The organism is Pantoea sp. BJ2, from assembly GCF_040255075.1.
Taxonomy (GTDB): domain Bacteria; phylum Pseudomonadota; class Gammaproteobacteria; order Enterobacterales; family Enterobacteriaceae; genus Pantoea; species Pantoea leporis.
On the sequence record NZ_CP158294.1, the window covers coordinates 278278 to 290402 of the forward strand.

The following is a 12125-nucleotide window of genomic DNA, read 5'->3' on the forward strand; positions in this document are numbered from 1 at the left end:
GGTTCAAAATGCGTCCGGTGATCTGTTAGCAACACGGTGCCGCCCTCTCCATCATTTAACACGAAGGGTCAGACGAAGAGACTTTGCCGGGGCCAGGGGCCGGGCAACCTAAGCCTTATTAACATTCTATTTGGAATGTTAAAATCAGACTTCAGCCAATATGAATCTCTCGGAAAGGTAAGTGCCGGTAACGGCAATGTTGGTTATTGCCTGAAAGCCAGAATGGGTAAAAGCATTTACTTTGGCACTGAATGCGTAAGACCGCAGGAAGGCATAACGAGGAACGTGCAGGCACGGCAGAGACCAGTCCGGAAAAGGTTCGTCCCTCGGTTTATACATTTGTATCAGTTTTAAGCTGCACCCGATTTTAGTTTTCAGATAATTTCAGTAAATGCTGACAACAAATTTAATTCAAAAAAAAGGGATTTAATTTTATCAACCATGTCTGGTAGGGATAATGCAGATTTAACGGTACTGGTTCCAGTTATTAAGTATAACCAAAATCACTAATAGATACCGTAGAGGGGAGGCAGGAGGTAAGAAGACGTTTAATTAATGGCATAACAGACTTTACCCGCTCCCAAAAACATCTTATGGTATCAATAACTCAGCCTGTTGAAATCTTAGTAACCCCCAGATTAACAAGGCATTTATTTTCAACCGACAATAATCACTCGCTATCATTAGCTGTTCTGTGCGAACATAAATTCAAGGCCCCCTATGAACCTGATGGAAAACATTAAAAAACTCGATATTCAACATAATAAATCACACTATCTGTCAATTATTTATTTAGGCTTGTTTTATTATTTGAGCCTGAACGCCCCACTTTGGGAAAACAACGTAAATATAGCACTACCTCTTTTCATATCCTCGACGGGCATTCTCTTTTTATTATACTTTGAGAACAAAGAGACACTAAATGCTGTGTTTAATAATGGGATTATAAAATGGGCTTTTACTGTTCTTATCTATTCAGCGTGCTTATGGTTTGTAAAGTTAAAACTTAATATTACCTATGGGATTTCAATTGAAAACATCAACTATTCTGCCTACGTATACGCGTTTTTCCTCACTGTACCTGCGGGTGCATTGATCGCAGGTATTTTAGCTTATGTGTACATCTTCACCCGCGAAATGTCTTTAGTAAAATTAGTGGTTTCAGCGCTTATTTCGGTATTAATCGCAAATCCAGTGATTCAGGCACTGCATTTAGACAATAACGTCGAACGACTTATCCTGATAGCATTAACTATATTCATGCCTTACAACCTCCTTAATTTCCTGACGTTTTCCACCACGAAAAAGAGAGCGTTTGACGCTCAAAAAGTATTAACGGGCGCATCCTCACTGGCTGTATTTGTTGCCTTGTTTTTTATTGGCTTTAATACGATGCGTTACGTAGAAAACTTTCAGGAAATATTTCTTTTCCTTGATGCGCATGCATCAACGACATGCGCAAAGTCAGATAATGGAGATTTATATATCATTAAAAATGAAACTCAGTGTTATAAAATAACAGGAACGAAACTATCTCATATGACATTATCACTCGTTAACAGGGAAAGCTCAGGGCAGCACGAAGAGGAAGCCCATCAGTAGGTCATATAATGAGTCCCATGAAAATCGCAGGTTTCTGCGTAGTATTTTTGCAGAATAACGCGGGGCAGCATCGGTCACATGAGAGTTAATACACTTGCTGCGTATTTTATCGCCCTTACGACCCGGACTATTTGATCAAATGGACACGTATACTGCTTCAGGTCACCAGAGAATGAGGATAATCATCCGGTATTTTTCCAGTACCTGCGTGAAAAGCATAATGCCCGGTGAGTATCTGCCCGTGCTGAGTCATGTCCCGCATCTGACGGGGACCACAGATTAATCGTCAGAATTACCCGCCACTGTTATAAAGGACATTTTATGGCATCCACTCTTGTCTGGCTCGATCACGTCAAAAATGCGCAGGATGCCGCGTTAAGACTGCTGGCTCAGTTTAAGGAAAAAGAAAGCCGCGATGAGCTTAGCCTGGGAGCAATCAGAGACAGTTTTGCCGGCCAGCTCTTTCCCGGCACCAGCACCATTCAGACACGTTAACGTTACATGCTGTTTGTACCCTGGGTTTCTCAGGAGCTGGAAGCGAAATATATTCCAGCCACTCACTTCGCTCGCCTTACTGAGCAGCAGGAACGCACGCTGCTCTTGCACTTACTCAGTTCCCATGATGTCGACGGCACGTTTGGTAAACGAGCGGGTGAACATGTCAAACGACTGCCCGCGTCAGTTTACTGGTCTGGCCTGAAGCAATGGGGCATTCGTCAGGTTTCGCTTTCGCAGGATGAGTATTACCAGCATGTTGATGAAATCTACATCAGGCTCGATGTAAATGTGGCATGGGAAAGTGCTGAGCGTGAAAGAGAGGATGACCTTGATACCGATCGCCTTAAAATCGCGCTCATCTGGCACTCTGGACTGCCGTTCCTGCCGGATAATTTCCCACATGATGCCAGTTTCGATTTAACTCGCGAGGAAGCCAGTTTTCTTCGTGACCGGATAATGAAATCCTGTCCTGGTAGTCTGATGGCGCACCTGTCACGTTGATGCAGAGGCGCCATGGATGCATCCCGAATACGCGACGTTCCCTGCCACATCTCAGGAACTACTACACGCTAGGCAATTCCCGGACATTATCTATGGCGCAGCCCTCTCCTATAATCTGCAGCTGGCGCGCAAACTTAATGCCACCCCTCATCGATGTTCATGTATCTAACATTGACGACTGGCTGTCAATACTACCTATTGTCGATATCCGGGGATGGAATATCACCCGACTCTGGCAACTTGCTGAGCAAAAGGGTCAGGTTATTCCCCTGAAAACCCGTGCTTTTATAAAATACCTGGTGGCACAGATTCAGCGCTCACAGAAGACGTTGTTCAGTGATGAACAATCCCTTGCACTGATAAGAAAAAAAGATGGGCCTGAAAGGCACTCAATCACGTTTCAGAAACCGTCGCGCAATTGAGCAGTGGGGGGCTATGCTGGTACGGGAAAATTCACTTACCGCTGGAACACAGCCATAACATTTTAAATGGCCTGGCGAATGGCCTTATAGGGAGAGAGGCATGTTAAACCAATACGTCCGGAGCTTGTATACCTCTGTACTGAAGACGCCACCTTCGATGATATTTGATAAGGCCATCGCTACGGCTTTATCACTCGATCCTGGTTTTCTGTTGCAGGCGTCGGTTCATCTGTCGCTGATGGCGTCCAGCGATCCGCAAAAGGCTGATCCTTTCAGCCATTTTAAAGCGATAGGCCGCTACTCAGACGTTATCTCTGTCTAAATGCAAAGAGGCCGGATACAGGTGCCCACCTCAGGCAATCGGGGTGCGCTGCTGAGTCTGCTGGAAAAGATGATTGTTGAAGTTGACGTGCCTGATGGGGGCGTATTTCTTCCTAATATCTGGGCTATCCGTTTCGTTCATCCCGACGTCCCTGGTAATGTTATGTGCAGGCTGGCAATACTGACGCGTAATCTGACGATGGATGCCTCATGGGATCTGTCACTTCATCTTGAAAGACGGATGACAGAGCGTAAACAGAAAACCAGCAATGCGCTGAAATATCTGTTTAGCCTGCCACTGATACTAGTGACGAGAGAAATCCTTTCACGCCGTCAGTAACAGGTAATCTGTTTTGCTGATGAACTTCAGCGTATTAAATGCGATTGCCCGAATGGGTTTAGCGATCACACGTTCTACCTGCCTAGCGTGTAAGGTTTCGGCTGGCAGCCTCCTGCCGCCTCACGCGTTGCCATTATATCCCCCTATTGCTCGGATAAAGCACTACACTTTATTGTCAAAAACTGCAGACGTAAGGATGACCCATTTCATGCCCGGAAACCCTGCAGGCACTGAAGCCCGAAACACGTGAACTTTTCAGCCGTAATCTGCATCTCAATGACGCGGCTGATAGCAATGATCCGCATCGTCTCTCCCGAAACAGGTCTATAGCGCGACCGGTCTGCATGCTAAAGCCTACATTTTCGAAACGGGCTGGGACTGCGAACTGGTGCTCGGCTCGGCGAATGCAACCAATGCCGCCATCCTGCGGGGGATTAATTCTGAGATACTGGTCTCATTTAAAGGCAGGAAAAGCCGGGTCGGCACACTCGATAAGTTGCTTAGTGTTAAAGGCTGGGCAATTATCGAGTGGATTTTGATGCAAACCAGCAACCTGAAACCGATGCGGAACGCTAAGAAGCAAAACGCGTTGCCGTATACGCCCGGGAACAAGTGGCAAGAACATCATTACGGATACGTTGAGCTGAAGGAAATTCTGGGAACGCCTGGGTGCACGTATTAACCGGTGTCCTGCCCGGACTGGAGCGGCGCCCTGCGCCACTTGCGCGACGAGGTCATCGAGAAGCTGGCGTACGGCCGGCGCGCTTCATGGTGCAGAGCGTGGCGGTACCGCCGTCGCTTGTCGAAAAAGGTGCAGCCTGCGCCTCTCTGGTGGCGCAGGTCATCATCGCGAAGGTGCTGGATCACCTGCCGCTGCACCCCCAGCAGAAAATCTTCGCCCGCGAGGGGGTGAGCCTGCCGGTGAGCACGCTGTCCGGCTGGTTCGGCGAGGCGGGCGCGTGCCTGACGCCGCTGGCGGCGGCGCTCAGGGAAGACCAGCTGAGCCAGCGGGTCTTCCACGCGGACGAAACCCCGCAGCAGGTGCCGGACATGAAAAAGGGCCAGGCGGTCGGCGGGTACCTGTGGACGTACGTCAGCGCGGCGGGGTAGGACCGCGACGTGGTGGTGTACGACTGCTGACCGGGGCGCAGCGGGGAATATGCCCGCTCAATGCTGACCGGCTGGTCGGGCACGCTGGCTGTGGACGGGTACGCGGGCTACGGCGCGCTGTTCCGCGGGGACACTGACGCGGAGGGCACATCCCTGGCCTCCGCCATCCGGGAGGCGGGCTGCTGGTCGCACGTGCGGCGGAAATTCATGGAGCGGTATAAGATGAACGGCAGCCCGGAGGCAAAAACCGCGCTGGAGCAGATACGCAGCCTGTACCAGCCTGAGCGAAAAATGAAAGCCCGTTCGCCGGCGCAGAAGCCCCGGTGGCGACAGCGCTACGCGAAGCCGCACATGTCGACTTTATATAACTGGCAGCTGGCCACGCATTCAGCGTCCAGCCCGGGCGGCGCGCTGCACAAGGGCATCACGTACGCGCTCAAGCGGTGTGCGTGATGCCGGCTTATCTGGATGAGGGTCTGGTGCCGCCGGACAACAACCGGTGTGAGCAGATGATACGTCCGGTGGCGGTGTGCAGGAAAACTGGCTGTTCACTGGGTGGTGAGTGGCTGGCGGACCTGCTGACGCTGTTATACACGGCGCTTTGAACGGCCTGGAGCTGCAGTCATGGCTGCGCGACGTGCTGAAGAAGCTGCCGTACCGTTCTTGTCCCATCAGCATCCGGGTGTTCAGCTCCGAAACAACACCTTAACCCACGCTACTGACTCACTCTGCTTCGCAATGTGAGCTCACCGGACGCTTACCGGAGTCTGGCCACACACCGGCTTCATCAGGGTGCCTTCCGCTGGCCCCGGAATGGCAATGACCGTTGGCTCTTAACCCTGACGCATACGATGCGACAACATTGTATTTTGGCCCAAACAACGCGTTGTTATAAATGACAAAAAACCAATTATGATGATTTACTTTCAATATAATATCACGCATGAGCGAATGATAAATGCACAGGATTTAACTATTCCGTAATATGGTTTAACTTTCTAAAATCAAAAGGAATAAAATTATGTCAAATATCGGCTGTATGACCGGCGTTAAAACCGCAATTTCTAGTTGTTTAAATAACTTTGCACAAGCTATCAGGCACAGCTTCACCCGGACATTGAACACAATAAGGCGAGAGGCCATGCCGGAACCCATTCCTGGTTTCAGTTACACCAAGAGTACGCATAGTTTGAACGACTTACTTAAGTCTGTAAGTGAAGCGCCAAATGAAAAATTTACGCCCCTCAAAGAATAAACTGATTTGATTACTTGCACTCTTGACTATACGTTTAGATTTGCAGGGCTTACTATATTAACTCCATCTTAGAGCCTTCAATTTTCATTGAACGCTGACAGTTGCTTTTTTGCAATCTGTCAGCGATTTCGTTATCGGATCAAAAAAAACACCATACTTCATATCCACCCCCGCCCCGGACAGTCACTCCAAAAAAACCTCTTGAATAAGTTACAAAGCACATAAAATATAAGAATAAATTATTTCAGGTGTTCCTCGTTAATAAAAACTAAGTGATATCAGACTGATTCAAATGCCTCTTTGTATTAAACTCGCTCATTCTTAAACCTGGAAATATTTGTTATGGTAACTTATGTAAGCCATATCGACTGAACCGTAATAACAAAAAGATATTTACCCGGAAAGTGGCTCATCTACGCGCTTATCCGACCATCCGGGAAGTTCCCAACCCCCCTGCCACCTGCCTGGCAAGCGAGACTGAAGATCGGTTACCATGTGTTCGAATGCCTGAGCTAAGCCTGTACTGATTAACCCGCCTGAAAAAACCGCGGTGGCGCTCTAAGCACAGGCAACAGATCATTTGCGTCGGGATCACAGATGACTTTCTGAAATTCACTCATGGTAAGTTCAATTTCTTCAGGTCTGAAATCACGCGTAATTTCATCCGCAACCAGCCTTTTCACATATCCCTGCGGCACCGTAATGTCCTTATTGTTAGCAGCAATGGAATAGTGGGTCTTCCGCAACTTAGGTGGAGTTGTTTAAGCCAGAGGGCTCATGACTCGTCGTCGCAGTAACTCGAAGCCAGCTCGACCGTACATCTGCCGTTTCAGCATTTTTAGGCGGTTTACATGGCCTTCCACAACGCCATTACTCCATCTGCTGCTTATCGCTTCGTGTATTGCTGTTGCATCCGCTTCCATACCGGACGCAACACGCTGAAGGTCAATGAGCCCACTTTGACTGACGTCAGAGAACCATTGATTTAACTGCGATTTATTCTTCGTTTTCAACATTCGATAGAAGTCGAGTGACAGTTGTTGCGCCATTTTCAGTTGCGGTTCTTTCTGGCACATCGATTCGATGAAGCGGGATGCATAGTTTTCTTCTCCTCTGATCATTCGCCAGGGCATTAACCAGCGGCTTACCCTGGATGCTGAGGGGAGTCGAACTGGGGCGATAACGGGACTGTTAACCTGCTTACGCCACTTAGCTACAGCATCCCTGACCGTCGTTTCGCTCCCGGTGAAGCCAACATTTACCATCTCCCGCCATAGCTGCCCGGCATTATGGTTACCGTTTATCCGTTGTTCTTCCAGCCACTCCTGCCATGGATCAAGTAGCCCGGGTCTGGGTGGCTTAGTTGATATTTCAGGGAACGCTTTTGACTGTATCCACCGGCGAACCGTCACCCGGGACAACCCGGTGATACGCGATATTTCTCTTATCCCACAACCCTTTTTATGAAGAGAGTCTACCTCAGCCCAGCGCTGATACCGTTTGTCACGCCGCTCTCGTTTAATACGTTCAGGGCGACGTAACGTTGAAGCTGGCACCAAAGACGCTTCAGCGTTCTGTTTTTTGGGCGATAACCCGGTGGCCACCAGTCGTATCAATGGCATGTGTCTGTACATCATGCGCTCCAGCGCATCACCAATATTCTTCAGCAGATGCCAGCGATCGGCCACCTGTATTGCCTGCGGTGCACCATCGCGAGCAGCTAACGCATAGATCCCCCCACGATCGCGTGAGACGACCTGTATCTCCGGGTATTTTTTGAACCATGCCGCCAGAGTGCGTTGCTCCCGGCCTGGCAGCAGCACCAGGGGGCGATGGGTATCAAGATTTACGATCAGTGTGCCGTACCTGTGGCCCCGATGCCATGCCCACTCGTCAATACCAACATGCCTGGTCCGGTTCTCTGTTTGTTCCGGAGCATGAATCACTCTGCGTAGTAAAGTATCCGCGCTGATCTGTATTCCTGAAGCTACTGCAGCTCGTCTCCCTGCTTCACCACCTGCGATAAGCCCCAGCTGATGCTGCAGATTTTTCAGCAATGCAGAAGACTGCTGCTGCGGATCTGCAAAGGGAGCAAGCGATTCAGCAAAAATTTTACGTGAACAGGATGGGTTACGGCAGTACCAGTGCCGGATGGCGAAGACTAACCAGAGGGCCTGGCCTGAGCATGGAAGATGCTGTATTCGCCGCCGCCGGCAACTATGAACAGAATTACTGCGCGCGAGGCACTCAGGACATGATGCCGTTTTACGCGTGCCGCGGAGATGGAGGGTTATTCCATCAGTACCAGTAATCTGTCGGCAGGTTTGCCACCCGCGCGGTAGCTGTAAAAGTGTCTTAAGTGAGGCCATTTTGTTATCCATAACTTAAAACAGCTTAGATCCTTGTTAACTAAAAAGTTTCATCAATTTTTGTCCACCTAAGTTACGGAAGACCCAAATTACAACTGCTGTTGTTAAACAAAGGTGGGTCAAAGTTCGACTGCTGTTGACACTTATCCTTACGATTGAGTATCGGCATCTTCTCGCCGCGGCCCTCATTACTCTGCAACCACCCCATGTTTTCGCCACGACAATCGTACATGCTGGCCATTAAGGTCGTTTTGCCAGCACCCTGCGAACCGCCCATCGCGATAATCCAGGTGTCAGCAAGCACTTCGGCCAGCAAAAGACGTCGCATGACATCAAGCAGTTTCTCGTCGAATTCATCAGTGCCGAGTTTAGTTGCCGCGTCGCGCAATCCGCTTAAAGCAATATTCAGCTCTCTGAGCTGAATTTCAGGGGATTCCATCGCCATACAAACTCTTAAATATGTGAATGTGCTAAAACGGCATCATGGTTTACGTCAAACGGATTTTATCGGCACGTTTCACTTAGTTCTTGAGTTGATATATCCCTGACGAAGCAATCTCTCGTGGTTAACCATTAAATGAATTATATTGACCATATGCACAGGGCTAATGATTCTGCGGCGATTAACGGACATGATCACGGGCGCGACTGAGGTCAACGGGGTTTTAACAATGTAGGCTTCCTCCCGGCATCTCAATCTTTTGGAGAAGTGATTTCATGGATATCCGATCGCCGAATTAAATTTCATTACCTATCTACCAGGTTTTTAATAGCGAAAACGGTAAAAATCCAGCCAGGGAAAGCTATAACCATAATGATAACAAGGCTATCACAACAAGAAAAAATGGCATCAAAATTTTCATTCGGGTGATTGCGATCTAAAGTTTCTCAGGCAGATGTCGTTAACACAGGAGTCCGTTTAACGCGGAATTTTATACCTGATGGTTGTTATTTTTTTAGCCAGCCACTTAGGCTGGCGTTTTTTTTATCACTTCAGCAGGCACAGATGATCTTTACCAAAGTAGACATTGCATTTTGATACCCGATCTTACTATCCGGCATCTTAATCAACATATATAAAGTCATTTGAGTTGCAGCACGCCGGGTGTGCCCGTTCAATTTTTGTCAGAAATCCCATCTCAGCTGCAAAAACGGGCTCGTAAAATACACGCATGGGCAGACCAGAGCATAGTAGGGATTAAACAGATCAACCTTGCGTAACACAATCCCCTGCCTTTAGCTTTTTTGTCTTTACGTCCTTACTGTATAGCATTCGGAACGTATGAAATCTTGAATGAAAAGACAATGCTGTCAGTTAACTTCAATAGTATAAAAAGAAAGCAAGTTTTCATCCGCTGCCTTTTTCTTAAGCATGAAATAGTCATCATCACTAATGCAGTCAGTGATGTTTACCGGTTTACTTACTGCATCAACAATCACCCCATCTTCAACGCGCTTAAGCTCACTCATACCTTTAATGGGTTGCCAGATATTGCCAACAGCAAAGCCATCATTGCGATAAGAATACTGGACTGATAATGGATAACGTTTATGTTGATTCAATGTCATTGCGCAGGCTAACAAAAAGTGAATCTTTGGTGCCGGGTTTAGCCATTCATTCATCCTGAAATCTACAGCTTCATGATAATCCGCACACAGACTTATCATAAAGGGGACATTGCTTAAAATATCATTATAAAACACAGAATCATGCGGATTTTCATGAGAAGCTTTGCTGGCACTTTTTGCTTTCACATCCACTATAAATGTTTTCCCGGGTTTTCCCACTTTAAACCTGACAGGGTCACCGGCCTCCATTGAATAGCCGTAGTCATAACCAGCCAGGTTTGTTTTGGGCCACACAGAGACACTGACCTGCTCTTCTGGATTGGAAAAGTTATTAACACAAAAAATACAATTATAGGCTGTATAAGTGCTGGCGTTCACGTTATCAGACATGACTTTGTGCAGAGAGCCAGCTGTGCCGGGAAGGAGTATAATCTTACCAAATTCGCTCTCAGGAAATTTTTTGATAAAGCTCTGCAGATAAGATTTTATTTCATAATTATGAAAATCAGCCAGCACCGCCAGCTCTTCCTCGTGCCAAACTGCGTAAGGACTTATGTTCCAGAAAAATTCTGGCAGCGTAAAAAAAAGACACTCAGCATCTGTGCGTTTATTTTTATCAAGTGCAGCAGACAAGCCATCCGTTAAAATAATTTTCTTTTCTTCAAACTTTTGCCAAATATATTCATTGAATGATTGCTCATCCTTTCTGTCAGGCGGTTCAACAGGCTCAGGGAAAGGAACATCAAAAGGGACAGGATGAAAAGTGCAGACATTAAGTGATGCGATATTGATTTTCATTTCAACCCTCAATTTAATATCAAAGCAGGTCAATGATTATTTGACTTTCAGTTTTAACAAAAAATGAACATCATATTTGACGCAGAAGACAGAATCACACACTCCTGCCAGAGCATTTCGTTCCTGTCCTTCTCATTATCAGTAAAACATGTCGAATCCGGACGAGGTTAACACAAATCACATTATACAACGAGCAGACACATTAAATTAATCTGATGCCATTGTTTTTTAATACCTACCGATTAAAAAAAACACTCTTCCTTCATTTTAACCGTTCGCACCTTCCGGACTTGTTACATTACAGGCCTCTTTATTCACAGATATTGAAAAAGCTGTTTTGCGCCCTCTCTACGCTTGGCCGTCAGTTGTAATGTCTTAATCAGGTTCACCAATTCCTAAGGAGAAAACATTCATATCCCAACCGTTAACGGTCAATCTTTTGAAATCATACTGAGAATCAAGTTGAGGCTATTGCAGTAAGCGAAAGGTATTCGAGAGCATCAATTGAAACGATTCATGATGTTTACTATGGGGTCTGATGGTGATGTAATGATGCTAAAATGCATAAGTCAGGGCGCTCTGAGAGAGCAACGCCCTTTCAGGATCAAAAGGGTGCTACTTTATGGCTTTGTCCGCGCTCCACTCTGGGTTAGCTGCATTGGTTTCGGTATTATTTTCCAGCTGATAAACACCATTTTGCTGACTAATTTGCTCTCCCGTATCAGTAATAGCATTTTGAATAAAAATACTGCGATCACCACCGTCTACAAACGTCAACTGATGATAAGCAGTTTTCTTTCCCCAATCCCGGGATGGCATCGAGATATAACGTATAGTATACGACTGATCGCTGAACTTACCCTGTAAAACGTACAGCCCAAAATGGTCTTCACCCTGAGAAATAATTTTGTAAATTCCATTTTGATAGTAATAAATTACTGCATCAGGAAAGGGCTTCTCTTCATAAAGTTTACGATAATGCAATGTGTGTTTAAAGGTAGGTTCTCCCACCTGCACCTGCAACGCACCGTCTTTATTGATTACGGTAAGGTCCGGTTCCTCAGCCTGTACTGATACTGTTCCCATCATCGCCATTAACATTATGCCCAAATAATTCATGTCGTTTCCCATATGATTGAAGTCGCTGTTAGCCTAAACGATCATTCAAGGCAACAGGTTGACTAAAACCTTAGTGGGAACATTATTGCAAGGGTGATCACATTACCTGCGAGAATGCACCATGTTATTAACTATGATTTAATCCTTAACCTCTCCGACTGGTAGAAATTATAATCTTTATAACGGTCCACATCGGATGCATACAATATAATCACGTTCAG

9 protein-coding genes and 2 pseudogenes are annotated in these 12125 nt (G+C 46.8%); 7 read left to right on the forward strand and 4 right to left on the reverse strand.

The window, feature by feature from the left end:
• Positions 1 to 729: 729 nt before the first annotated feature.
• The 7 genes and pseudogenes from AAF463_RS24500 to AAF463_RS24530 all read left to right on the forward strand — a co-directional run bounded on the left by AAF463_RS24500 (position 730) and on the right by AAF463_RS24530 (position 6049).
• Entirely contained in the window at positions 730 to 1602 is an 873-nt protein-coding gene (locus AAF463_RS24500; RefSeq protein WP_350262502.1) for a hypothetical protein, read from the forward strand.
• 321 nt (positions 1603 to 1923) lie between these two features.
• Positions 1924 to 2601 (forward strand): annotated as a pseudogene (locus AAF463_RS24505) (DUF6361 family protein).
• Between the two features lie 92 nt (positions 2602 to 2693).
• Positions 2694 to 3023 carry a hypothetical protein gene (locus AAF463_RS24510; RefSeq protein ID WP_350262503.1) on the forward strand — a complete coding sequence of 110 codons (330 nt, stop codon included), beginning with the start codon at positions 2694 to 2696 and terminating at the stop codon, positions 3021 to 3023.
• Positions 3024 to 3123: 100 nt separating this feature from the next.
• A complete protein-coding gene (locus tag AAF463_RS24515; RefSeq protein WP_350262504.1) occupies positions 3124 to 3345 on the forward strand; it encodes a hypothetical protein in 222 nt (73 codons plus the stop codon).
• 69 nt (positions 3346 to 3414) lie between these two features.
• A complete protein-coding gene (locus AAF463_RS24520) occupies positions 3415 to 3684 on the forward strand; it encodes a hypothetical protein (RefSeq protein WP_350262505.1) in 270 nt (89 codons plus the stop codon).
• Positions 3685 to 4396: 712 nt separating this feature from the next.
• A pseudogene (locus AAF463_RS24525) lies at positions 4397 to 5503 on the forward strand (IS66 family transposase); the annotation flags it as partial.
• Positions 5504 to 5815: 312 nt separating this feature from the next.
• Positions 5816 to 6049 carry a hypothetical protein gene (locus AAF463_RS24530; protein ID WP_350262507.1) on the forward strand — a complete coding sequence of 78 codons (234 nt, stop codon included), beginning with the start codon at positions 5816 to 5818 and terminating at the stop codon, positions 6047 to 6049.
• A gap of 761 nt (positions 6050 to 6810) precedes the next feature.
• Here AAF463_RS24530 and AAF463_RS24535 read toward each other — a convergent pair.
• The 4 genes from AAF463_RS24535 to AAF463_RS24550 form a co-directional block, all read right to left on the reverse strand.
• Entirely contained in the window at positions 6811 to 8430 is a 1620-nt protein-coding gene (locus AAF463_RS24535; protein WP_350262508.1) for an ISL3 family transposase, read from the reverse strand.
• A 61-nt stretch (positions 8431 to 8491) separates the two neighbouring features.
• A complete protein-coding gene (locus AAF463_RS24540) occupies positions 8492 to 8863 on the reverse strand; it encodes a hypothetical protein (RefSeq protein ID WP_350262510.1) in 372 nt (123 codons plus the stop codon).
• A gap of 866 nt (positions 8864 to 9729) precedes the next feature.
• Positions 9730 to 10785 carry a hypothetical protein gene (locus AAF463_RS24545; RefSeq protein ID WP_350262511.1) on the reverse strand — a complete coding sequence of 352 codons (1056 nt, stop codon included), beginning with the start codon at positions 10783 to 10785 and terminating at the stop codon, positions 9730 to 9732.
• Positions 10786 to 11400: 615 nt separating this feature from the next.
• Positions 11401 to 11886, reverse strand: coding sequence for a hypothetical protein (locus AAF463_RS24550; RefSeq protein ID WP_350262774.1), 486 nt, complete (start codon positions 11884 to 11886; stop codon positions 11401 to 11403).
• Between the last annotated feature and the right edge of the window lie 239 nt (positions 11887 to 12125).

Excerpts from the sequence above, each read along its gene's own strand:
- AAF463_RS24500 (WP_350262502.1), top strand. The coding sequence starts at position 730 with ATGGAAAACATTAAAAAACTCGATATTCAACATAATAAATCACACTAT.
- AAF463_RS24510 (WP_350262503.1), top strand. The coding sequence starts at position 2,694 with ATGGCGCAGCCCTCTCCTATAATCTGCAGCTGGCGCGCAAACTTAATG.
- AAF463_RS24515 (WP_350262504.1), top strand. The coding sequence starts at position 3,124 with ATGTTAAACCAATACGTCCGGAGCTTGTATACCTCTGTACTGAAGACG.
- AAF463_RS24520 (WP_350262505.1), top strand. The coding sequence starts at position 3,415 with ATGATTGTTGAAGTTGACGTGCCTGATGGGGGCGTATTTCTTCCTAAT.
- AAF463_RS24530 (WP_350262507.1), top strand. The coding sequence starts at position 5,816 with ATGTCAAATATCGGCTGTATGACCGGCGTTAAAACCGCAATTTCTAGT.
- AAF463_RS24535 (WP_350262508.1), bottom strand. The coding sequence starts at position 8,430 with ATGGATAACAAAATGGCCTCACTTAAGACACTTTTACAGCTACCGCGC.
- AAF463_RS24540 (WP_350262510.1), bottom strand. The coding sequence starts at position 8,863 with ATGGCGATGGAATCCCCTGAAATTCAGCTCAGAGAGCTGAATATTGCT.
- AAF463_RS24545 (WP_350262511.1), bottom strand. The coding sequence starts at position 10,785 with ATGAAAATCAATATCGCATCACTTAATGTCTGCACTTTTCATCCTGTC.
- AAF463_RS24550 (WP_350262774.1), bottom strand. The coding sequence starts at position 11,886 with ATGTTAATGGCGATGATGGGAACAGTATCAGTACAGGCTGAGGAACCG.